Source organism: Pseudomonas sp. KH_046_1 (assembly GCF_057839025.1).
The window spans coordinates 1,462,604-1,482,234 of record NZ_CM174481.1 but is presented as its reverse complement, the minus strand read 5'-3'; the positions used below and the strand labels follow the sequence as shown (position 1 = coordinate 1,482,234).

Below are 19,631 nucleotides of genomic sequence, written 5' to 3'. Positions count from 1 at the left end.
TTTTGCCCATGACTGATTCGACCCAACTGTTCCCGCCCTTCGCCGAGGAAATGCTCCCCGGCGGCGGCCACCGCTCCTTCGTGCTCAAACGCGGCCAATTGCTACGCCTGACCGACCTGCGTGGCGGCGCCAACGTCAGCCTGACGTTGCTCAACGCCAATGAAAAAACCGAACGCCTGAACCTGCCCGACAGCCTCAAATGCCAACACACCGCCAAGCTCACCGCCGGCCACTGCCTGTACTCGGACATGGGCCGCGTGCTGGCCGCCATCACCGCCGACACCTGCGGCTGGAGCGACAGCCTCGGCGGCGTGCTCTGCGCTGAAGAAGTGGCGCAAAAGTACGGCGCGGGCCGCTATCAGGAACTGCGCAACGGCTTTTTCCGCAACGGTACCGACAACCTGTTGGTGGAGCTGGGCAAGTGGGGGCTGGGCCTGTCCGACCTGCTGATGACCCTCAACCTGTTCAGCCGCGTGAACGTCGATGACGCCGGGCGCTTCCATTTCGTCGGGGGCAATTCCAAGGCTGGCGACTACATCGAGTTGTACGCGCCGATGGACACCCTGGTGGTGCTCACCGCCCTGCAGCACCCGATGGACCCGTCGCCGGAATATGCACCGAAACCGCTGAAGCTCAGCTGGATGAACGCCGACGCCAGCATCGCCGAACACTGCCGCACCTCGCGCCCGGAGAACGAGCGCGGCTTCATCAACACCGACCGTTTGTTTGCCTGAGGATCGCTGCCATGTCACTCGCTATCGCTACCGTTCACAAGCAACCAGACACCGCGATCTACCGCGCCACCATCCCCGCCGGCGAGCCTTGGCTGATGGAGGTCAAGGCGGGCCAGACTTTGCGCATCCTCGACCTTGAAGGCAATCAGGCCGTCGACACCTTGTTCTACAGCGTTGCCAATCCCAGGGAGCGCTACGACGTGCAGCGCACCCTGCGTCGGCAGAACAGCGTGTACCTGAGCACCGGCAGCGTGCTGTATTCCAACCTCGGCAAGCCGATGCTGACCATCGTCGCCGACACTTGCGGGCGTCACGACACCCTCGGCGGTGCCTGTGCGCAAGAGAGCAACACCGTGCGCTACGCCCTGGAAAAACGCTACATGCACAGCTGCCGCGACAACTACCTGCGCGCCTGTTCTCACGATGGCCGCCTGGGCAAGGGCGACATCGGGCCGAACATCAACTTCTTCATGAACGTGCCAGTCACCGCTGACGGCGGCCTGACCTTCGAAGACGGCATCTCGGCACCGGGCAAGTACGTCGACCTGCGAGCCGAGATGGACGTGATCGTGCTGATCTCCAACTGCCCGCAACTGAACAACCCCTGCAATGCCTACAACCCCACCCCTGCGGAGCTGCTGGTATGGAACTGAAACTTTCGCGGTTGCGCCGCTGGTTGTTTGTCTTGTGCCAGGCCCGTTCCGGGCAGTGCCTGAAACAGTAAAAACACCACAAATCCCTATGTGGGAGCGGGCTTGCTCGCGAAAGCGGTGTATCAGACACATCGAAGTCGACTGACACGCCCCCTTCGCGAGCAAGCCCGCTCCCACAGGGGTTCGGCGGTGATTTGAAGAAATCTGATTCTGCCATCGGGGACGACCCCGGTGCCTGTCGAAAAACTGCGGGACGGCCCGCATCCCAGTCGAGGCTGATGCGCTATCGCCTCCGGGGGTTATGCCATGTTCGAAAAAGTCCTGATTGCCAACCGTGGCGCCATTGCCTGCCGCATCCTGCGGACCCTGCGGGAGCTGCAAGTGCAGGGCGTTGCCGTGTACTCCGAAGCCGATGCCGCCAGCCTGCACATCCTGCAAGCCGATGAGACCCACAGCCTCGGTGAAGGCGCGGCCGCCGGCACTTACCTGGCGGTCGATAAAATCCTCGCCATCGCCAAATCCACCGGCGCCACCGCGATCCATCCCGGCTACGGCTTTCTTTCGGAAAACGCCGCGTTCGCCGAAGCCTGCGAGGCCGCCAACATTGCCTTCATCGGCCCGACACCTGAACAACTGCGGGTGTTCGGCCTCAAGCACACCGCCCGCGCCCTGGCCAAACAACACGGCGTGCCAATGCTCGAAGGCACCGAACTGCTCGACAGCCTTGATGCCGCGCTGTTGGCCGGTGAACAGGTCGGCTACCCGGTGATGCTCAAGAGCACCGCCGGCGGTGGCGGCATCGGCATGCGCGTGTGCCGCAGCGCGGCCGAGTTGAGCGAATCCTTCGAAGCGGTCAAACGCCTGGGCCAGAACAACTTCAGCGACGCCGGGGTGTTCATCGAGAAGTACATCCAGCGCGCCCGCCATCTGGAAGTGCAGGTGTTCGGCGACGGTCACGGTGAAGTGATCGCCCTCGGCGTGCGTGATTGCTCGGTGCAACGGCGCAACCAGAAAGTCCTCGAAGAAACCCCGGCGCCGAACCTGCCCGACGCCATGGCCGAGGAGCTGTGCGCGGCAGCGATCAAACTGGCCAAGGCAGTGAATTACCGCAGCGCCGGCACTGTGGAGTTTGTATTCGACAGCGAGGCCCAGCGCTTTTACTTCCTGGAAGTGAATACCCGTTTGCAGGTGGAACACGGTGTCACCGAACAGGTGTGGGGTGTCGACCTGGTGCGCTGGATGGTGCAACTGGCGGCCGGTGACCTGCCGCCCCTGAGCGAACTGATGCAGGGTTTGAAACCGGTGGGCCATGCGATTCAGGCGCGGTTGTATGCCGAAGATCCGGGTCGCGACTTTCAACCGAGCCCGGGCTTGCTCACCGCCGTGGATTTCCCCGTGGCCAATGGCATTGAACTGCGTATCGACACCTGGGTCGAGGCGGGCTGCGAGATTCCGCCGTACTTCGACCCGATGATCGCCAAGGTCATCAGTTGGGCGTCGACTCGCGAGGAGGCCGCTGCGGATCTGCATCAGGCGCTGGGTGCCAGCCTGCTCTACGGCGTGGAAACCAACCGCGATTACCTGCGGCAGATTCTGCTCGATGTGCCTTTCGCCAGCGGCCAGCCATGGACCCGTTGCCTGGAAGGACTGGTCTATCAGGCCAACACCTTTGAAGTGCTCAGCGCCGGTACGCAAACCAGCATTCAGGACTATCCCGGGCGCCTCGGTTACTGGGCGGTTGGCGTGCCGCCATCGGGGCCGATGGACAGTCGGGCGCTGCGTCTGGGGAACCGTTTGCTGGGCAATGACGAAGGCGCGGCGGCGCTGGAAATCACCATGAGCGGGCCGTTGTTGCGCTTCAATTGCGAGGCGGTGGTGGCGGTGACTGGCGCGGTGACTCCGTTGGCTTTGAACGGCGAAAGCGTACCGATGAACACGGCACTGCTGATTCCAGCGGGCGCGACGTTGAGCCTTGGCACCATCGCAGGCGCAGGTGCGCGCAGCTATCTGTGCCTGCGTGGCGGCCTGCAAGTACCGGAGTATCTGGGCAGCAAAAGCACCTTCACCCTCGGCCAGTTTGGCGGCCACGGTGGCCGCGCGTTGCGAGCCGGTGATGTGTTGCACCTGCCAGCCCTGAATGACCGCCGTGCCGGTCAGCAACTGGCTGACGAGCAGGTCACCGAGTTGCCGGCAGTTCGGCAGATTCGGGTGATCTACGGCCCCCACGGCGCCCCGGAATACTTCACGCAAAACTACATCGGCACCTTCTTCGCCACGCAGTGGGAAGTGCATTTCAACTCCAGCCGCACGGGCGTTCGCTTGATCGGACCGAAGCCTGAGTGGGTGCGTGCCGACGGTGGTGAAGCCGGTTTGCATCCGTCGAACATCCATGACAATCCGTATGCAATCGGCGCGGTGGATTTTACCGGAGACATGCCGGTGATCCTCGGCCCGGATGGCCCGAGCCTCGGCGGGTTCGTATGCCCGGTGACGGTGATCGAGGCGGATCTTTGGCAGCTGGGACAGCTCAAGGCTGGGGACAAGGTGCAGTTCTTGCCTGTTGACCTAAGAACTGCCCGATCACTCGCCTTGAAATGGAATCCTTGTGGGAGCGAGCCTGCTCGCGAAGAAGTTGATGCGGTGTCAAACCCGTCCCCTTCGCGAGCAGGCTCGCTCCCACAGAGGGTTGTGTCGCCTGTGGTATTGGATTTGGGTCAGGACGACACCCGGCTGGTGGCAAGACTGTCCGGCGACACCCACCTGCTGCTGGAAATCGGCGCTCCGGAACTCGATCTGGTCCTGCGCTTCCGCGCCCACGCCCTGATGCAGGCGCTGGCAAGCAAAGACCTGCACGGCGTGATCGACCTCACCCCCGGCATCCGCTCACTGCAGGTCCACTATCAGCCCGAGCAACTGCCGCTGTCCGACCTGCTCGGCATCGTCGCCGGCGAATGGGACGCCGTGTGCGCCGCCAAGGACCTGCAAGTGCCCTCGCGCATCGTCCATCTGCCACTGTCCTGGGATGACCCGGCGTGCCAGTTGGCCATCGAGAAATACATGACCACGGTGCGCAAGGATGCGCCGTGGTGCCCGAGCAACCTGGAATTCATCCGTCGCATCAACGACCTGCCGAACCTCGATGAAGTGCAACGCACAGTGTTCGACGCCAGCTATCTGGTGATGGGCCTGGGCGACGTCTACCTCGGCGCACCGGTCGCCACCCCGCTCGACCCGCGCCATCGCCTGGTGACCACCAAGTACAACCCAGCGCGCACCTGGACCGCGGAAAACTCGGTGGGCATCGGTGGCGCCTACATGTGCGTCTACGGCATGGAAGGCCCCGGCGGTTATCAGTTTGTCGGGCGCACGCTGCAGATGTGGAACCGCTACCGCGAAGTCGCAGCCTTCGATGGCAAACCGTGGTTGCTGCGGTTTTTCGACCAGATCCGTTTCTACCCGGTCAGCGCCGATGAACTGCTGCGCATCCGCCGGGATTTCCCCCTCGGGCGCTTCGACCTGAACATCGAGCACAGTCAGTTGAACCTGGCGGATTACCAGGCCTTCCTGGCCCGGGAAGCCGAGACCATCGGCGCGTTTCGCGATCAGCAAAAAGGCGCATTCAATGCCGAGCGCGAACGCTGGATCGCCAGTGGCCAGGCGCATTTCGACAGTGAAGAACTGGCCCCGGAGGCCACCGAGGATGCACCGCTGACCAGCGGTCAACAAAGCATCGACAGCCACATTGCCGGCAACCTCTGGCAGGTTCAGGTAGCGACCGGTAGCCGCGTCGAGACCGGTGATGTGCTGGTAATCCTGGAGTCGATGAAGATGGAAATCCCCCTGCTCGCGCCAATGGCCGGCGTGGTACGCGAGATTCGCGTGCAACCGGGTTCGGCGGTGCGCGCCGGACAGCGCGTCGTGGTGCTGGAACTCGACTGAACCCATTTTGAAAAGGACTAACGCCATGAACATCGATCTGCAACTCGACACCCTGCGCGGCGCTTATCGCGACGGCCGCACCACGCCACGGCAATTGCTGCTGCAACTGCGGGACAAATCCGCCGCGCTGAACCCGGACTATCACCTGTTCATCCACTTGCTCAGTGTCGATGAACTGGAGCCATACCTCGCCGCCCTCGACGGTCGCGACCTCGATAGCCTGCCGCTGTTTGGCGTGCCGTTCGCGATCAAGGACAACATCGACCTGGCGGGCATTCCGACCACGGCGGCGTGCCCGGCATTCGCCTACGTGCCGGAGCGTTCGGCGACCATCGTCGAACAATTGCTGGCCCTTGGTGCGATCCCGCTGGGCAAGACCAATCTCGACCAGTTCGCCACGGGGCTCAACGGCAGCCGCTCACCGTATGGCGCGTGCCCCAACAGCGTGTTGCCGGAGTATCCGTCGGGCGGTTCCAGCGCCGGATCGTCGCTGGCGGTGGCGCTCGGGGTCGCGAGTTTTGCGCTGGGCACCGACACCGCCGGCTCCGGGCGTGTGCCGGCGGCGTTGAACAATCTGGTCGGCATGAAGGCCACCAAGGGCCTGATCTCGACGGCTGGCGTGGTTCCGGCCTGTCGTACGCTGGATTGCGTCACCACCTTCACCGCCACGGCGCGGGAAGCCAGTCAGTTGCTGGCGCTCACCGCACGCCTCGACCCTCGGGACGAATACAGCCGCAGCAACCCGCTGTGGAACGACGGCTCGGCGTTCGGTACACCGCGCCCCTTCCGCTTCGGCGTACCCCGTGCACAGGACCTGCAATTCTTCGGTTGCCCTGAAGGCCCGCTGTTGTTCGGTGATGCCATCGACCGCCTCAAGGCCCTGGGCGGCGAAGCGGTGGAACTGGACCTGTCACCGTTTCTGGAGGCCGCACGCTTGCTCTATGAAGGTCCGTGGGTGGCCGAACGCTACAGCGTGGCCGGGGAGTTGATGGCGCAAAATCCTGAGGCCGTGTTGCCGGTGATTCGCGCCGTGTTGGCCAAGGCACCCGCCGTCGACGGCGTACAAACCTTCCGCGCCCACTATCGGCTGCAAGCGCTCAAAGCCCTGTGCGACACAGCGCTGGAAGGCCTGGATTGCGTCGTCACGCCGACCATCGGCCGCCCGGTGACGCTGGCGGAGCTCGAGGCCGAACCGGTGCTGCGCAATTCGGAACTGGGCTACTACACCAATTTCATGAACCTGCTCGACTACGCCGCCGTCGCCGTGCCCAGCGCGTTCATGGACAACGGCATGCCGTGGGGCGTGACGCTGTTTGGCCGCGCCTTTACCGATCAGTATCTGTTGAGCGTGGCGGATGCCTTGCAGCGTCAGCAAGGCCTGGCCGCGCCTGCACCGGCGACGGTTGCCCGCCACGATCGGGCGCGCCTGGTGGTCTGTGGTGCGCACCTGGACGGGTTGGCGTTGAACTGGCAGCTCAAGCAGCGCGGCGCCCGGTTGCTGGAGTCGACATTCAGCTCGCCGGATTATCAGCTCTATGCCCTGGCCGGCGGCCCGCCGTTTCGTCCGGGCATGGTCCGTGTGAAGGATGGCGGCGTGGCGATTGCGGTGGAAGTCTGGGAGTTGCCGAGCAGCGAGTTGGGTTCGTTCCTGACCGGGATTCCAGCGCCGCTGGGGTTGGGCAAGGTGCAACTGGCGGATGGTCACTGGGAGAGCGGGTTTATCTGCGAGGCGTATGGATTGGAGGGCGCGGTAAACATCAGCCACTTTGGCGGCTGGCGGATGTACCTGAAAACCCTGCGATAAACACACATCCCTTGTGGGAGCGAGCTCGCTCCCACAAGGTCCTGCACGAAGCCTTGCAACTGACCGTGAGCATCGGTCTCACCACCCTGCAGCCCGATGAAACCTTGCACAGCCTGCTGTCGCGGGCGGATCATGCGATGTATCGGGCCAAACAAAGTGGCCGCAACCGAACCTGCGTAGAGAAGTCTCACTCCGTCCATGAACCTGCCTGACCTCTGCCCCGCCTGCGGCGCCCCCAACGACTGCACCCTGGCCGATCCGCGAACCGCTGACCGCGCCTGCTGGTGCTACGGCGTCAGCATCGACCCGGCCGTGCTCCAGGCGCTGCCGGCGGAACTGCGCGACGTCTCATGCCTGTGCCCGCGCTGCGCCGAGGTCGAGGCGCAGTTGCAAGCAGCGTCCGAATCGATCTAGTAAGATGCGCGCCCCTTTCCCTACCGATCCTTAAGTCATGCGTGTCGACCGTTTTCTCAGCAACCTGCCGTGCTTCAACCGTAAGCAGGTGCGCCTGTTGCTGGTGGAAAAACGCGTCCGGGTTGACGGAGAAGTCGTCAGCGACCCGCACAGCGAAGTCCGCGAATTCAGCCGCGTCGAAGTCGACAACGACGTGCTGCAAGTCGGCAAACCCCTGCGCCATTTCATGTTGCACAAGCCCGCCGGATGCGTCAGCGCCACCCGGGATCCGCAGCACCCGACCGTGCTCGATTTGATCCATGAACCGGACAAGGACGAACTGCACATCGCCGGACGCCTGGACTTCAACACCACCGGCCTGATGCTGATCACCAACGACGGCAGCTGGTCGCGGCGTCTGACCCAACCGCAGACCAAACTGCCCAAGGTCTATTACGTCGAAACCGAGCAGGACATCGGCCCCGAATACGCGATCACGTTCAGCCAAGGGCTGTACTTCGCCTTCGAAGACCTCACCACGCAACCGGCCGGGCTAGAGCTGATCGGGCCAAAATGCGCACGCCTGAGCATCGTCGAAGGCCGCTATCACCAGGTCAAGCGCATGTTCGGCCACTTCAACAACAAGGTGATGCGCCTGCACCGCGAATGCATGGGGCCGCTGGTACTCGACGACACGTTGAAACCGGGCGAATACCGCCCGCTGAGCGATGAAGAGATCGGATTGATCTAAACAGGCGACCGCCGAGCAGAAAGTTGTCGAACAATTTACCAACGGCACTTGCGCGATGACGTGACCCCTGCTTGAATCAGGACGTCGGCCGAAATGTGACCGACGAGTCACCACATACTTCTAAGAAACTTTTTGCCGGTAGGAACCCAAGGGTTCCGGCCTCATCCGGCAGACTGCCCGCCAATAACAATACCCGTCGACCGGACTGCAATGGATCGACATGGGCCTCTCAAATTCCAGGCGTATGCCTACCTGTCACAAAGCTCGTGCAATCTCATTTGCGCGCATACCCGCTTGCCAGGAGTCTTATGACATGAGGCCAGAAATCGCTGTGTTGGATATACAGGGTCAGTATCGGGTTTACACGGAGTTCTATCGCGCAGACGCCGCAGAGAAGACCATTATTATGGTCAACGGCTCGATGGCCACGACTGCGTCGTTTGCACAAACCGTGAAAAACCTCCATCCGCAGTTCAACGTCGTCTGCTACGACCAGCCCTACGCGGGCCGGTCAAAAGCCCACAACCTGCATGAAAAAATGCTCACCAAGGAAATCGAAGGGCAGATCCTCCTTGAGCTGATCGACCACTTCGCCGCCGAACACGTGCTGTCGTTTTCCTGGGGCGGTGCCGCGACCATGATGGCGTTGTCGCAACGGCCACGGCGCATCGAAAAAGCCGTGATCAGCTCGTTCTCCCCGGTGATCAACGCGCACATGCTCGACTACCTCGAGCGCGGTGTCGAACACCTCGGCAACCTGGACCGCGACCGGGTCGGACACCTGGTGAACGACACCATCGGCAAACACCTGCCGTCGTTGTTCAAGCGCTTCAACTATCGCCACGTCAGCTCCCTGGCCGAACATGAGTACGGGCAGATGCACTTCCACATCAACGACGTGCTGCACAGCGATCGCCAGTGCTACCTGCACGCGGCGAAAAAAATCGACGTGCCGGTGCTGTTCCTCAACGGCGAATGGGACGAATACACCGCCGCCGACGACGCCCGGTTGTTCGCCGGCCACGTGCAACACAGCACGTTCAGCACCCTTCAGGCCACCGGCCACTTTCTCGACATGGAGCACAAAGCCGCCTGCCGAGATAGCCGCAACGCACTGATGGGCTTCCTGAAACCAGCTCAACTCGAAAGCCGACCGCGTTACCACAACGTCCAGGAACACCATGCATTGGCAAGCTGAAGTAGCGTCATCGCGAGCAAGCCCCGCCCTGCTGCGTTAAACGCATTCTGCAGGCGCGAGGCTTGCCCGCGATCGACCGTCATGCGCTCCACGTTTTTCTGTTACATCTGCGTTAAACCCGCTCCACGTAAAGAAAAACTTCAAATCCGCGGCCGTATCTGGTACAAAGTCACCGCTCTGAGCGGGTGTCGTATAATGGCATTACTCCAGCTTCCCAAGCTGATAACGAGGGTTCGATTCCCTTCACCCGCTCCAATCGAATTTTGATCTCACGTCAGGGTGGTTTTGACGGGGGATGTAGAGACAGAAAAAACCGGTCCAAGTGGCCGGTTTTTTTGTGGGTGGGATTTGGGTGGTACAGGCCGATGTACGACCTGGTAACGATCTGACTGAACTAAGGTGGATTTACCAGGAAGTCATATGCAGAAAAGCCCAGCATTGAGCTGGGCTTTGAATTGGCGCGGTGAAGAAAGATCAGCCCGTCGGGGCAGCGGCCTTAGCGGCTTTTATAGCTTCTGCTTTCTGCACGACATCACGTTGAGAGGCGTTAGCCTTGCTAATCACGCCCATCAAGATCTCTCGCCTTGCTTCGGCTGGAGTGTTAGAAAAAAAATCAGTCAACGCACTGGTTTTTTTGGCCTTGGCTGTACTCATTGATTTCATGCCTCTGTTAACAGCTCAACGAGCTGAACCTGATCATAGGTCTGAGGGACCAGAGCGTCAATCGTATCGCCACTGGCGTCGAGCTCTACCCATTGACTGCCGCCATCAAAGTTTTTGATCAATAAATCGATATGGATTTGATCACCGTACAAACGTTTGAGCTCAATCACGTTCCTCCTCGCTGCGATAAACTGTCTCGCAAACTCCTGCAACGGAATATTCCTGCCTTCCGTAAGCTCTCTTGCCTGAACGAACTGCCAAGCAAGTTCTGGTCTCTGGTAAACGTACATAATCTGGGCATTCCTGCTACTTCCCAAGACCCGCTCGATATTGCGCCTCGCAACATCCAGGTTGGCCATTGTCCCGTCCAGAATAAACGAGAGGCGTTTTTCAAATGCCCGGTCCAGGACTCTTTCCAGAATTTTGGTAACCGCACGCTGAAACAAGTACGAGTTACCTCCGGCATAGCCTGGAATCAGATTTCTGAAGTCGTCAGGGTCTATACGAAGCACACGCTTGGCGTGAAGGCTCATGTTCCGCTCGTCCAAATCCTCGGCCATGGCTTTGGATACTTCTGTCTTGCCAGCTCCGGGGGAACCAGCCATGAACACCGTAAATGGCGTTTCCTCGCTGAAGTACGCAGCAGTGTCCGCGATCTGCCGAGCCAAAGCCGCCCGATTCTCTCGGGCGAACTCAAAAGCGGCTTTCTCTATAGCCATCTCTTCTGGCGTCATCAATGACTCACTCATGTTTTACCCGGCTCAAGATTACAACGTCTCCATTGCCATACTGGACCGGGAGCGAGGACAACCTCCAAAAAGGCCGCGTCCTACACGATGCCAGGAAATGTCCGTAGACTTGCGCATTGCTGTGCCTTTGTCATGAGACCTATAGTCCGACCGCGCCCAAATGGCGTATCGGGTTTGGCGACTCGATGGCAAAGCATAGAAACCTCCGAGCTATCTCGGAGCGTTTCTGAACGCACTTGGCTACCTGTTTATGGTGGCTGTGCGTGGGAGACCTATGGGTCTGCCGGTTTGCCTTGTCCCGGTTCGCCAACCTGCGTACAGCTGCCACCCTTTGTTTGGCGACACTGAGTGGTAGTTCACCTCAATTCAAGGAATCACTCATGAAAGAGTTCATGGCTTTAACCAGCAACGCCGACGATCTACCCTCGCTGTTCGTCAACACTACCCAACCCCTGCACTCCCTGCTCAGCACCGCCAGCTACAGAATTCGCGCCGTGACGCAGCTTCTTGAAAACCTCGCGATGCGCGGGGACCTGACCTCTGACTCAGTTGTACTCAGTGACTTTGCGTTGCTGTGCTGTGTGCCCTTGCGTGACGGTTGCGATGTACTGGATGTGATCGCTCGCCGAATGGACGCAGAACCGTCCTGACGTCACATCGGCCAAACGCGGCCAGTCAAGAGATAGCGTGGGCGATAGTGGCGAGGGAGCAAGCTCCCTCGCCACAGGTTGCAATTACTCGTCGCCACCCAGACGCTCATATCTTTTGCGTATAGATCACCGCAAGCGAGTAAAGAAGCCGTAGAGCTGCGTTGAGCCCGGCAATTGATCCCTTATTCTCCCGGCTCACCCTTCGCCCCGAGATCAACATGCACAATTCAGAGTTGGGAATCATGATCATTTCAATGATCGGGTTATTCGGCTTTGCCTCGTTTGCCTTTGAGTACTTGAGTGCCCGGCGCTCAAAAAAGAACAAGCCACAGTGATTTTTCCAAGCGGTAAAAAAGGGACAGTTGACGCTCATCAACTGTCCCTTTTTCGCGTCAGCGGGTCGCGACGATAAACAGTCGCGGAAACGGCAGCAGCACGGACCCATCGGCCAAGGCCGGATACGCCCGCTCAATAGCAGCCTGATACTGCTTCAGATACTGAGCCCGCTCCGCCTCATCCAGCGGATCGAGAAACGGCCGCAAGCCACTGCCCCTGAACCACTCCACCACGCCAGACGCGCCACCCGCCAGCGGATGGTGGTAAGTGGTGCGCCACACATCGACGCGGGTGCAACAGGCTTTGAGTATCGAATAGTAGCCACTGGCATCGGCCATTTCCGTCCGTTGCCCGGCGGCGCCCGCCAGTTTGCCGACCCATGGGCCATCAGCGGCGACTTCACGCATCAAACGGTGCGAGTGTTCATTCAGGTTGTCAGGCATCTGGACGGCCAGGCTGCCACCCGGCGCCAGTTTGCTAATGAGCGAGGGTAGCAACGTGGCGTGATCGGGCAGCCACTGCAACACCGCGTTGGCGAAAATCACATCGAACGGGCCGCTGTCATTCCAGGTGTCGATGTCCGCGATATCAAACTGCACCTGCGGCAAGCGCTTGCGAGCGGCATCGATCATGTCGCTGGAACTGTCCAGCCCACGCACCCTGGCATCGGCAAAACGCTCTACCAGCAACTCGGTGGAGTTACCGGGCCCACAACCGATATCGATGGCCGAACGCACGTCCCCGGCGGGGATGGCCGCCAGCAGGTCACGGGCGGGACGGGTGCGTTCATCTTCAAAAGCGACGTATTGTTTGGCGGACCAACTCATTGCGTTCTCCTGTCGGTGTGTTGTCGTGATCTGGGCAGACAACCAGTTCACTACGATACATCGGCCAATAGGTTCTGCACTATTCCACCTTTGGCGCGAAAACTTCTGTGGGAGCGAGCTTGCTCGCGATGGCGATTGCACAGTCAACATCGTCGTCGACTGACATGGCGCTATCGCGAGCAAGCTCGCTCCCACAGATTTTTCACCTTAACTGATCGGCCTAGGCTCTATTGACTAGTTTTTTTCGTCGTTAGGCAGCGATCTTAATCGTAGTAGCCGACAGTCTTCTTCAAATGATCCGAGTACTCGTAAATGTCATCGACGGAATTTATTGCATGCCGTGTTTCATTCTTCTCTTCGTCAAATATGCCGATGTATTTCTGCGATCGGTTGAAGTGCAGTCGGCAGATCGGTTTGCGGTTGTTGTCATCGAGCAGGATGCCGAAGTAACTCTGTGTGTCGCGCTGAACAATCCGCTTGGCATCAACAACCGACCGAACCACGGCCCGGACGATGTGATAGCCCTCCAGTTCTTCCAATGTCGTCAGTACCTTGTCCTCTGACTCGTCTCGAACATCTGATTGTTCAGTGTCACTGGTAGCGACCGGTAAAGAGGCGAGCGCAGGCTGGATGGCGCCACTCATTGCCGACTTGAGCCTGTCATTGATTTGCTCGTTGAGAAACTGCACCACAGCCTTTCTCGTGAGTTCATGGAACTGCTCGCGGACCTTTTGAGTAATCACCCCGTCGTAAACACGTGAAGCGAAGACTTTCACAAAATCGTCGTCCGGCTTGCTGACCTGAGAAGCAATCACCTTTTTGATTTGGCTGACATACTTCAACTCACCTGCGGCGCTGATGATCGAATCCACATCAAATGCAGATTTGGTGAGTTTCACCAACTCTGGGACGGAATACTCGTCGATATCCAGCAGGTCGAGTTCAAGGAATGGCTTCTCATCCATCTTGTTCGGTGCATCCAGATCAGTGAAAAACTTATAGACCTGACCGTTAGTGAGAATGGAAATTCGAGCACTGGTGACATGGAAATAGCGAAACAGTTGGGAGGCATGATTGATGTGCAGTGGCTCGCCTATTTTCTTGCACTCGATGAGGATCTGTACCTCTCCTGCCTTCATGATTGCGTAGTCAATTTTCTCCCCTTTCTTCGTTCCAATATCGCAAACGAATTCAGGTGTCACTTCCGTCGGATCAAAAACATCGTAGCCCAGTACCGTGCTGATAAAGGGCATGACAAAAGCATTCTTGGTCGCTTCTTCCGTTTGAATGGCAGCGCTCTGCAAACGAACTTTGGCAGCGAGACTTGCTAACTTTTCGAAGAATTCCATGAGTAGCCTCTTTTCCGGTTTCGATCCGTGTGAACACATGCTGGCAAATTGACTGCCATTGATACTAGACACAAACCGACACAAAGGAAGAATTCCACCAAGAATTAAGATCTTGCCCACCGCCGTGCTTCATTGGGTTGCAACCCCAGCCTAACTTTCATCTCGCCACCGTTGCCCGAACTTCAGGTTCATCCCCTACAAAGAACACGGTCATGAAATTCGGAAAAAAAGCGAAGAAACTCACCTACCGGATCGGCAACCCCGGACGTTCCTGGAGATGCTGCGCATCCATTACCGCACCATGGCTGAAAACGAAGTGTTCGACCTCAATGGCCTGAATCCAACGCACAACCCCAAACCGCATCTGGATCAGTGCGGAAAAGAAAAACGGCGCGTGAGTGAAGTCCCGCGCCGTTTGTGTTCAAACCTTCAGGTCAACGACTGGCCTGCAACGCCTTGGCCATTTGCAGATGATTTTGCAATTTGGGCAGGGTTTCTTCGGCGAACGCCTTGATTTCCGGCACGTCGGTGGTCTGCGCCTCCTGCTGCAACTGATCGATGGCTTCCTGGGTGGTCTTCACCTGACTGGCGGCATAGGCCTCATCGAAAGTCGCCCCATCCATGACTTGTGGCATCAGGGTTTTGGCCTTTTCGACAATTTCTTCGCGCGGGGCGACCGGTAAATCCAGTTTCCTGGCGATTTTCGCCAGGTGCTGGTTCGCAGTGGTGCGGTCATTGATGACAATAATGGTGTAGTCCTTGACCTCTTTGGACTCGGCTTTCTGGTGCGCCAGACGACTCGCTTCGATATCGGCGATCCCTTTTGCCGAGGCCTCGTCGATGAATTCGGCGGGCGACTGGGCAAAGGTGCTGCTGGCAAACAGGCCCAGTAACGTGGCAAAACTGGCATTACATAATCGGGTGGCCATCCGGTTCATGGTCGCGCCCTCCTTGAAAAGTTCAAACGGGAGCTTTCGCCCCCGCCTCTCAATCAAAACCACCTGCATCCTTTAGCGGGATTTCTGACCGCCCTTGCGACCCATGTCGGGTTTCGCCGGGTCTTTATCGACGGTCGTGGTGGTGGTTTTCCCACCCTTGCGACCGGCTTCAGAGGCCTTCGTTCGATCGTTGGTGAAGTTTCCCGAGTTCGAGTTTCTTGAATTAGGCATGATTCTCTTCCTCTTGGTGATGATCGCGGCGAGCTGTAGCCCCCATAGAATCTGAAGTTGCGCATCCCAAAAGGTTTAGAAAATTACGTGGATACCACGACGAACGGTGCCCGGGTTTTCAGACCAGTCGCAGGTGATGCTCGCGTTTGGCGCAGTACATTGCCTCGTCGGCATGCCGGAACAATTGCTTCTCTTCAGTGCCGTGATCGGGGTATCGGGCGACGCCGATACTTGGCTGGATGTTCACGCTGTGCCCGTCCAGGCGCAGGGGCTGGACCAGGATCTGACGGATTTTCTCGACCACGATGTCGGTATCGCCCGCAGCGCGAATGCTGTGCAGCAACACCACGAACTCATCGCCGCCGATGCGTGCCACGGTGTCGGTTTCCCGCACACAGCCCTTGAGCCGGTTGGCCACCGCTTGCAGCAGCATGTCGCCGACCGCGTGGCCATGGGTGTCATTGACGTGCTTGAAGCGGTCGAGGTCGACGTACAACAGCGCCATGCGCCCGCGGTTCTCCCGGGCCACTTGCAGTGATGCCTTGAGCCGGTCGCGCAGCAGTTCACGGTTGGGTAACTGGGTCAGTTGGTCGTACTGGGCCATGTATTGCAAGCGGGCATGCAGTTGCTTGCGCTCGATGGCGGTCGCGACCTGGGCGCAGACGTATTGCAGCAGTTCCATGTCTTGCTCGGTGTAGCGCTCGCCGCCCGGAATGCTTTTGACGATCAACGCGCCGATGGTGCCGTTTTGCGAGTTCAGCGGCACACCCAGCCAACACGGAGCGTTCTGCTCGGTCAACAGCACTTCGAAGCCGGCAGGAGGTGTGCACTGGTCCGGGGTCAACAGGATCGGCTGTCCCGTGCGGATCACCTCGGTGCACAAGCGCCCGGTCATGGTTCCGGGCTGTTCGGGCCGTGGCTCGTGGTCATCGACGTGATAAGGGAAATTCAGCTGCGCGCAGTGCTCGTCGTACAGCGCCACGGAAAAATTCAGTGCTGGCAGCCATTCGCCGATGATCATGTGGATGCGTTTAAACAACGCCAGCAGATCCTCTGCCGCATGGGCCGCCTCGGAAATCGCATACAACGCTGCCTGCCGGGATTCGGCCTGCTTGCGTTCGGTGATGTCGCGGGCTACCGCGATGCGCAACTGATCGTCCTCGGACCAACGCGCCGACCAGAGGATGTGCACCACGCGGCCATCCTTGCGCAAGTAACGGTTTTCGAAGTTGAGCTTGGGTTCGCCGCCCATGATTTCCCGGGCGGCGTCGAGGGTGCGCTGGCGATCGCCCGGGTGCACCATGTCGATCATCGGCTGGCCGATCATCTCATCGGCGCTGTAGCCGAAAATGCGCTCGCACGCCGCACTGACAAAGACGAAGCGGCCCTGTTTATCCACCGCACAGACGGCGTCCAGCAACAGATCGATATAGCTCGCCAGCGGCGCGGAGTTTCGGTTTTCCATGGTTCAGCGTGGGTGTCCTGATAATGCAGCGCTTATCAATCATCCCTGCCCTGTCGGCCTTGCATCCTTGTGATCATATTCAAGCCTTGCTCGGCATCAGCCCCGGCAACGCATGGACCAGCGCGTTGATGGCGAAACCGATGAACATCACCCCGCACAACCGGGTGATTGCCAGTTCATGACGCTGGTACAAGCTGCGCACTCGCCGCGCACCGACAACGCCAATGAGAATAGCGTAGGCGAGCAACCCGCCGACGAAACTCAGGGCGATCAGCGTCGGCAGCATTGACCAGTTGAGCAGTTCCGCGCGGCTCGACAACAGCGCCGTGAACGTCGCCACCGCCACCGGATAAGCCTTGGGATTGGTCAAACCAAACAGAATGCCGTGCCAGAACGGCTGCCGCGCCGGGCCCTGCGGCGCATCAGCGCTGCTGCGCCGGGCGCGCACCGCACGCCAGCCGAGCCAGAACAGGTACAGGCCACTGAGCACACCGAGCACGTCGAACGCGGTACTGCCGATCTCCCGCGCACCGACAATCGCGATCAGCGCCGTGCTGCACCAGATCACATCGCCGAGCAAATGCCCGCACAGAAACCCCGCCCCGGCCCGTCGCCCATGGGCCGCGCCAATGCCGAACACCGCCAGCACACCCGGCCCCGGGGTAATGCCGTAGATAAAACCCGAGGCAAGCACGGCCATTAGCAACGATGGGGTCATGGGAAGCCCTTTTGAACGGTTTGGTGAATGGTCGCCAGTCTATATCAGGTCATTGCCTGTCGACTGAAACATCTCGACAGACGAACGGGCTGGTCCCGCCTCACTGATGACGGTGTAGTATGTTGTATTACAAACCACTACATCGAGACCACCATGTCAGTTATGTCCCTGCGCATACCAGACGAAATCGCCGATACTCTCGCGAGTCTTTCCAAAGCAACGGGCCGCAGCAAGTCATTTCTGGCCTTGGATGCGCTGCGTGAATACCTGGCCCGTGAAGCGTGGCAAATCGAGGAGATTCAGAAAGCCTTGAAAGAAGCCGATGAAGGTGACTTCGCGACACAAGAAGAAGTGAACGCAATGGCTGACAAGTGGACGGCGAATGCGCGTTGAGTGGTTGCGTACGGCGTTAAAGAATCTGGATGACGAAGCCGCGTACATCGCCATCGAAAATCCAGAAGCTGCAGCAGATTTTGTCCAGGCGATTCTCGCCAGTGTTGATCACCTTGCCCGATTTCCAGCGACGGGTCGTGAAGGACGCTTACCCGGTACCCGGGAATGGGTCATGCCTGATCGACCCTATTTGATTCCCTACCGGGTTCGCCAAGGTCGGCTTCAGGTACTACGAATTTTTCATACGCGTCGCCTGCCACCGTCCAATTGGTAAAGGCCATTTTAGAAAAACCTCTAGCGTTCGATCCCCTCCCCAATCCTGCGATTCAACCAGTTCAACGCCTGATCCCCACCCCGCCGTTTATGCCACGCCAACACAAAGGTGAACGATGGAATGTGAAACGGCGGTGGCACGACAACCAATGAGGACTCATCGATTTCGCGCAATCCTCGCGATGCGACGGTAAGGATGAGGTCGGTGCCGCGGATGAGTTCCGGGGCCACGCTCCAGTGCGGCAGGCTGATGGCGACACGCCGGCGTTCGCGCAAAGCCGTCAGCGCCCGCTCGATTTCCGGGGTGCCGCTGCCGCGCATCTCCAGCAGGACGTGAGGGCGTTCCAGATAAGTGGGTAGGTCGAGCACACCATCGGCGGGCAGGGTTTTGTGGTCCACCAGGCAGGCATAGTGCTCTTCGAACAGCGGCGTGCTGCGCAATTCGTTGGGCATTTCCGGGAACACACCGGCGGCGACATCAATGTCACCGTTGAGCACCCCTTCGAGCATGCTTTCGCGGCTGCCATGGCTGATTTGCAGGTCAATGCCCGGCGCTTCGCGGCGCAACGTCCGGATCAGTCCCGGCAAGACAATGGCGGCGCCGTAGTCGGACATCGCCAGGCGGAAGGTCCGCTGGGTGGTCGCAGGATCGAAGGCGTTCGGCGCCAGCAGCGCTTGCACCTGGGCCAGGGCTTCGGCCAGCGGCGCCACCAGTTCCAGCGCTCGCGGAGTTGGTACAAGGCCGGCACCAGCGCGCACCAGCAGGGGATCGCCGAGCAGGTCACGCAATCGCGCCAGCGCATGACTGACCGCTGGCTGGCTCAAGTGCAGACGCTCGGCCGCCCGGGTCACGTGTTGCTCGCTGAGCAAGGCGTCGAGGATCACCAGCAAGTTGAGGTCGATACGTCGTAGATCATTCATCTGCTGCATGTTCTGGATAACAAAACGGAATTTAAATCTGCGCGACGAATACCCTAGAGTCCAGCAAAACCTGTTGGAGATCGATCATGAGTACGTTGCATTGGGCCGGTCTGATGGGGCTGGCGATAATCGCCGGGGCGGTGGTGCCGTTTCAGAGCGCGATCAACGTCAACCTCGGGCGCGGGTTGGGCCACCCGTTGTGGGCGACGCTCGCCTCGTTGCTGGTGAGCGTTTTGGTGTTGTTGCCGATCATCGTGGCGATGCGCTTGCCTTTGCCGTCTCTGGCATTCATCAGCAAGGCGCCGCTTTGGATGTGGGCCGGTGGCGCTTTTGGGGTGATCTTTATTTCCCTGGCATTGGTGCTGCTGCCCAAGCTGGGTGCCGCGGGGTTCATGGCATTGGCGCTGGCGGGACAAGTGGTGGCGTCGTTGTTGCTGGATCATTTCGGCTGGTTTGGGTTGGTGGAGCGACAGGTCACCTTGCCCAAGGTGTTTGGGGTGGTGCTGTTGATGGCCGGGGTGGTGTTGATTCAGTTTTTTGATGCACCGGCCAAGGGGGGGGCGACGGCGGCGGGTTGAGGGGAAAACCGAAAGTACTATGGTGTTTTTCAGTCAGTCTTCGCGGGCAAGCCCGCTCCCACAGGGAG

22 protein-coding genes and 1 tRNA gene are annotated in these 19,631 nt (G+C 59.5%); 13 read left to right on the top strand and 10 right to left on the bottom strand.

The window, feature by feature from the left end; genetic code table 11:
* Positions 1 to 8: 8 nt before the first annotated feature.
* From AC3IT9_RS06685 to AC3IT9_RS06645, 9 genes are all read left to right on the top strand, one after another.
* Positions 9 to 734 (top strand): urea amidolyase associated protein UAAP1, encoded by a 726-nt coding sequence (locus AC3IT9_RS06685; protein ID WP_150756253.1) that lies wholly within the window; start codon positions 9 to 11, stop codon positions 732 to 734.
* A gap of 11 nt (positions 735 to 745) precedes the next feature.
* A complete protein-coding gene (locus AC3IT9_RS06680; protein WP_150756254.1) occupies positions 746 to 1,387 on the top strand; it encodes an urea amidolyase associated protein UAAP2 in 642 nt (213 codons plus the stop codon).
* Positions 1,388 to 1,693: 306 nt separating this feature from the next.
* Positions 1,694 to 5,326 carry an urea carboxylase gene (gene uca, locus AC3IT9_RS06675; RefSeq protein ID WP_489272462.1) on the top strand — a complete coding sequence of 1,211 codons (3,633 nt, stop codon included), beginning with the start codon at positions 1,694 to 1,696 and terminating at the stop codon, positions 5,324 to 5,326.
* Between the two features lie 25 nt (positions 5,327 to 5,351).
* Positions 5,352 to 7,130 carry an allophanate hydrolase gene (atzF, locus tag AC3IT9_RS06670; RefSeq protein ID WP_489272461.1) on the top strand — a complete coding sequence of 593 codons (1,779 nt, stop codon included), beginning with the start codon at positions 5,352 to 5,354 and terminating at the stop codon, positions 7,128 to 7,130.
* Positions 7,031 to 7,342, top strand: coding sequence for a diguanylate cyclase (locus tag AC3IT9_RS06665; protein WP_489273486.1), 312 nt, complete (start codon positions 7,031 to 7,033; stop codon positions 7,340 to 7,342). The genes atzF and AC3IT9_RS06665 overlap by 100 nt, the downstream gene beginning before the upstream one ends.
* Positions 7,329 to 7,544, top strand: a complete 216-nt coding sequence (locus tag AC3IT9_RS06660; protein WP_150727551.1) for a cysteine-rich CWC family protein — start codon at positions 7,329 to 7,331, stop codon at positions 7,542 to 7,544. Before AC3IT9_RS06665 ends, AC3IT9_RS06660 begins: the two co-directional genes overlap by 14 nt.
* 37 nt (positions 7,545 to 7,581) lie before the next feature.
* Positions 7,582 to 8,274: a pseudouridine synthase gene (locus AC3IT9_RS06655; protein ID WP_489272460.1), complete on the top strand. Its 693-nt coding sequence runs from the start codon at positions 7,582 to 7,584 to the stop codon at positions 8,272 to 8,274.
* Positions 8,275 to 8,587: 313 nt separating this feature from the next.
* Positions 8,588 to 9,472 carry an alpha/beta fold hydrolase gene (locus AC3IT9_RS06650; RefSeq protein ID WP_150727553.1) on the top strand — a complete coding sequence of 295 codons (885 nt, stop codon included), beginning with the start codon at positions 8,588 to 8,590 and terminating at the stop codon, positions 9,470 to 9,472.
* Positions 9,473 to 9,653: 181 nt separating this feature from the next.
* Positions 9,654 to 9,727: transfer RNA gene (locus tag AC3IT9_RS06645), tRNA-Gly, on the top strand.
* A 219-nt stretch (positions 9,728 to 9,946) separates the two neighbouring features.
* On the opposite strand, the gene AC3IT9_RS06640 is transcribed toward AC3IT9_RS06645, so the two are convergent.
* Both AC3IT9_RS06640 and AC3IT9_RS06635 read right to left on the bottom strand, forming a co-directional pair.
* Complete coding sequence (locus AC3IT9_RS06640) at positions 9,947 to 10,126, bottom strand: hypothetical protein (protein ID WP_150757367.1); 180 nt, start codon at positions 10,124 to 10,126, stop codon at positions 9,947 to 9,949.
* 5 nt (positions 10,127 to 10,131) lie between these two features.
* Positions 10,132 to 10,869, bottom strand: coding sequence for a zeta toxin family protein (locus AC3IT9_RS06635; protein ID WP_489273485.1), 738 nt, complete (start codon positions 10,867 to 10,869; stop codon positions 10,132 to 10,134).
* A 395-nt stretch (positions 10,870 to 11,264) separates the two neighbouring features.
* Here AC3IT9_RS06635 and AC3IT9_RS06630 point away from each other — a divergent pair, with 395 nt between their 5' ends.
* On the top strand, positions 11,265 to 11,534 hold the full coding sequence (locus AC3IT9_RS06630; RefSeq protein ID WP_150756261.1) for a short-chain dehydrogenase: 270 nt from the start codon (positions 11,265 to 11,267) through the stop codon (positions 11,532 to 11,534).
* A 106-nt stretch (positions 11,535 to 11,640) separates the two neighbouring features.
* Here AC3IT9_RS06630 and AC3IT9_RS06625 read toward each other — a convergent pair whose 3' ends face one another.
* From AC3IT9_RS06625 to AC3IT9_RS06595, 7 genes are all read right to left on the bottom strand, one after another.
* On the bottom strand, positions 11,641 to 11,907 hold the full coding sequence (locus AC3IT9_RS06625) for a hypothetical protein (RefSeq protein WP_489272458.1): 267 nt from the start codon (positions 11,905 to 11,907) through the stop codon (positions 11,641 to 11,643).
* 19 nt (positions 11,908 to 11,926) lie between these two features.
* Positions 11,927 to 12,697 carry a trans-aconitate 2-methyltransferase gene (gene tam, locus AC3IT9_RS06620; protein ID WP_489272457.1) on the bottom strand — a complete coding sequence of 257 codons (771 nt, stop codon included), beginning with the start codon at positions 12,695 to 12,697 and terminating at the stop codon, positions 11,927 to 11,929.
* Between the two features lie 263 nt (positions 12,698 to 12,960).
* On the bottom strand, positions 12,961 to 14,046 hold the full coding sequence (locus tag AC3IT9_RS06615; RefSeq protein ID WP_489272456.1) for a type I restriction endonuclease: 1,086 nt from the start codon (positions 14,044 to 14,046) through the stop codon (positions 12,961 to 12,963).
* Positions 14,047 to 14,480: 434 nt separating this feature from the next.
* The gene (locus AC3IT9_RS06610; RefSeq protein ID WP_150727558.1) at positions 14,481 to 14,984 is read right to left on the bottom strand and encodes a DUF4142 domain-containing protein; all 504 of its coding nucleotides are present in this window, start codon (positions 14,982 to 14,984) and stop codon (positions 14,481 to 14,483) included.
* A 72-nt stretch (positions 14,985 to 15,056) separates the two neighbouring features.
* Positions 15,057 to 15,215 carry a KGG domain-containing protein gene (locus AC3IT9_RS06605; RefSeq protein WP_150727559.1) on the bottom strand — a complete coding sequence of 53 codons (159 nt, stop codon included), beginning with the start codon at positions 15,213 to 15,215 and terminating at the stop codon, positions 15,057 to 15,059.
* A 118-nt stretch (positions 15,216 to 15,333) separates the two neighbouring features.
* A complete protein-coding gene (locus AC3IT9_RS06600) occupies positions 15,334 to 16,680 on the bottom strand; it encodes a sensor domain-containing protein (RefSeq protein WP_489272454.1) in 1,347 nt (448 codons plus the stop codon).
* A gap of 79 nt (positions 16,681 to 16,759) precedes the next feature.
* Positions 16,760 to 17,398, bottom strand: a complete 639-nt coding sequence (locus tag AC3IT9_RS06595) for a LysE family translocator (protein WP_150756264.1) — start codon at positions 17,396 to 17,398, stop codon at positions 16,760 to 16,762.
* Between the two features lie 153 nt (positions 17,399 to 17,551).
* Between AC3IT9_RS06595 and AC3IT9_RS06590 the strand changes: the two genes are divergently transcribed.
* Positions 17,552 to 17,791 carry a CopG family ribbon-helix-helix protein gene (locus tag AC3IT9_RS06590; RefSeq protein WP_489272453.1) on the top strand — a complete coding sequence of 80 codons (240 nt, stop codon included), beginning with the start codon at positions 17,552 to 17,554 and terminating at the stop codon, positions 17,789 to 17,791.
* Positions 17,781 to 18,065: a type II toxin-antitoxin system RelE/ParE family toxin gene (locus AC3IT9_RS06585; RefSeq protein ID WP_116262211.1), complete on the top strand. Its 285-nt coding sequence runs from the start codon at positions 17,781 to 17,783 to the stop codon at positions 18,063 to 18,065. The genes AC3IT9_RS06590 and AC3IT9_RS06585 overlap by 11 nt, the downstream gene beginning before the upstream one ends.
* 20 nt (positions 18,066 to 18,085) lie before the next feature.
* Here the strand turns inward: AC3IT9_RS06585 and AC3IT9_RS06580 are convergent, their stop codons facing one another.
* Positions 18,086 to 18,994 carry a LysR family transcriptional regulator gene (locus tag AC3IT9_RS06580; protein WP_489272452.1) on the bottom strand — a complete coding sequence of 303 codons (909 nt, stop codon included), beginning with the start codon at positions 18,992 to 18,994 and terminating at the stop codon, positions 18,086 to 18,088.
* 77 nt (positions 18,995 to 19,071) lie between these two features.
* On the opposite strand from AC3IT9_RS06580, the gene AC3IT9_RS06575 reads away from it, so the two are divergent.
* Positions 19,072 to 19,563: a DMT family transporter gene (locus tag AC3IT9_RS06575; RefSeq protein WP_489272451.1), complete on the top strand. Its 492-nt coding sequence runs from the start codon at positions 19,072 to 19,074 to the stop codon at positions 19,561 to 19,563.
* Positions 19,564 to 19,631: the final 68 nt, after the last annotated feature.

What these genes read in the sequence shown, in the direction of transcription:
- atzF (WP_489272461.1), top strand. Translation starts at nt 5,352, where the DNA reads ATGAACATCGATCTGCAACTCGACACCCTGCGCGGCGCTTATCGCGAC.
- AC3IT9_RS06655 (WP_489272460.1), top strand. Translation starts at nt 7,582, where the DNA reads ATGCGTGTCGACCGTTTTCTCAGCAACCTGCCGTGCTTCAACCGTAAG.
- AC3IT9_RS06605 (WP_150727559.1), bottom strand. Translation starts at nt 15,215, where the DNA reads ATGCCTAATTCAAGAAACTCGAACTCGGGAAACTTCACCAACGATCGA.
- AC3IT9_RS06640 (WP_150757367.1), bottom strand. Translation starts at nt 10,126, where the DNA reads ATGAGTACAGCCAAGGCCAAAAAAACCAGTGCGTTGACTGATTTTTTT.
- AC3IT9_RS06680 (WP_150756254.1), top strand. Translation starts at nt 746, where the DNA reads ATGTCACTCGCTATCGCTACCGTTCACAAGCAACCAGACACCGCGATC.
- AC3IT9_RS06615 (WP_489272456.1), bottom strand. Translation starts at nt 14,046, where the DNA reads ATGGAATTCTTCGAAAAGTTAGCAAGTCTCGCTGCCAAAGTTCGTTTG.
- AC3IT9_RS06590 (WP_489272453.1), top strand. Translation starts at nt 17,552, where the DNA reads ATGTCAGTTATGTCCCTGCGCATACCAGACGAAATCGCCGATACTCTC.
- AC3IT9_RS06630 (WP_150756261.1), top strand. Translation starts at nt 11,265, where the DNA reads ATGAAAGAGTTCATGGCTTTAACCAGCAACGCCGACGATCTACCCTCG.
- AC3IT9_RS06660 (WP_150727551.1), top strand. Translation starts at nt 7,329, where the DNA reads ATGAACCTGCCTGACCTCTGCCCCGCCTGCGGCGCCCCCAACGACTGC.
- AC3IT9_RS06585 (WP_116262211.1), top strand. Translation starts at nt 17,781, where the DNA reads ATGCGCGTTGAGTGGTTGCGTACGGCGTTAAAGAATCTGGATGACGAA.
- AC3IT9_RS06580 (WP_489272452.1), bottom strand. Translation starts at nt 18,994, where the DNA reads ATGCAGCAGATGAATGATCTACGACGTATCGACCTCAACTTGCTGGTG.
- AC3IT9_RS06650 (WP_150727553.1), top strand. Translation starts at nt 8,588, where the DNA reads ATGAGGCCAGAAATCGCTGTGTTGGATATACAGGGTCAGTATCGGGTT.
- uca (WP_489272462.1), top strand. Translation starts at nt 1,694, where the DNA reads ATGTTCGAAAAAGTCCTGATTGCCAACCGTGGCGCCATTGCCTGCCGC.
- AC3IT9_RS06575 (WP_489272451.1), top strand. Translation starts at nt 19,072, where the DNA reads ATGAGTACGTTGCATTGGGCCGGTCTGATGGGGCTGGCGATAATCGCC.
- AC3IT9_RS06610 (WP_150727558.1), bottom strand. Translation starts at nt 14,984, where the DNA reads ATGAACCGGATGGCCACCCGATTATGTAATGCCAGTTTTGCCACGTTA.
- AC3IT9_RS06625 (WP_489272458.1), bottom strand. Translation starts at nt 11,907, where the DNA reads ATGAGCGTCAACTGTCCCTTTTTTACCGCTTGGAAAAATCACTGTGGC.
- AC3IT9_RS06635 (WP_489273485.1), bottom strand. Translation starts at nt 10,869, where the DNA reads ATGACGCCAGAAGAGATGGCTATAGAGAAAGCCGCTTTTGAGTTCGCC.
- AC3IT9_RS06595 (WP_150756264.1), bottom strand. Translation starts at nt 17,398, where the DNA reads ATGACCCCATCGTTGCTAATGGCCGTGCTTGCCTCGGGTTTTATCTAC.
- tam (WP_489272457.1), bottom strand. Translation starts at nt 12,697, where the DNA reads ATGAGTTGGTCCGCCAAACAATACGTCGCTTTTGAAGATGAACGCACC.
- AC3IT9_RS06600 (WP_489272454.1), bottom strand. Translation starts at nt 16,680, where the DNA reads ATGGAAAACCGAAACTCCGCGCCGCTGGCGAGCTATATCGATCTGTTG.
- AC3IT9_RS06685 (WP_150756253.1), top strand. Translation starts at nt 9, where the DNA reads ATGACTGATTCGACCCAACTGTTCCCGCCCTTCGCCGAGGAAATGCTC.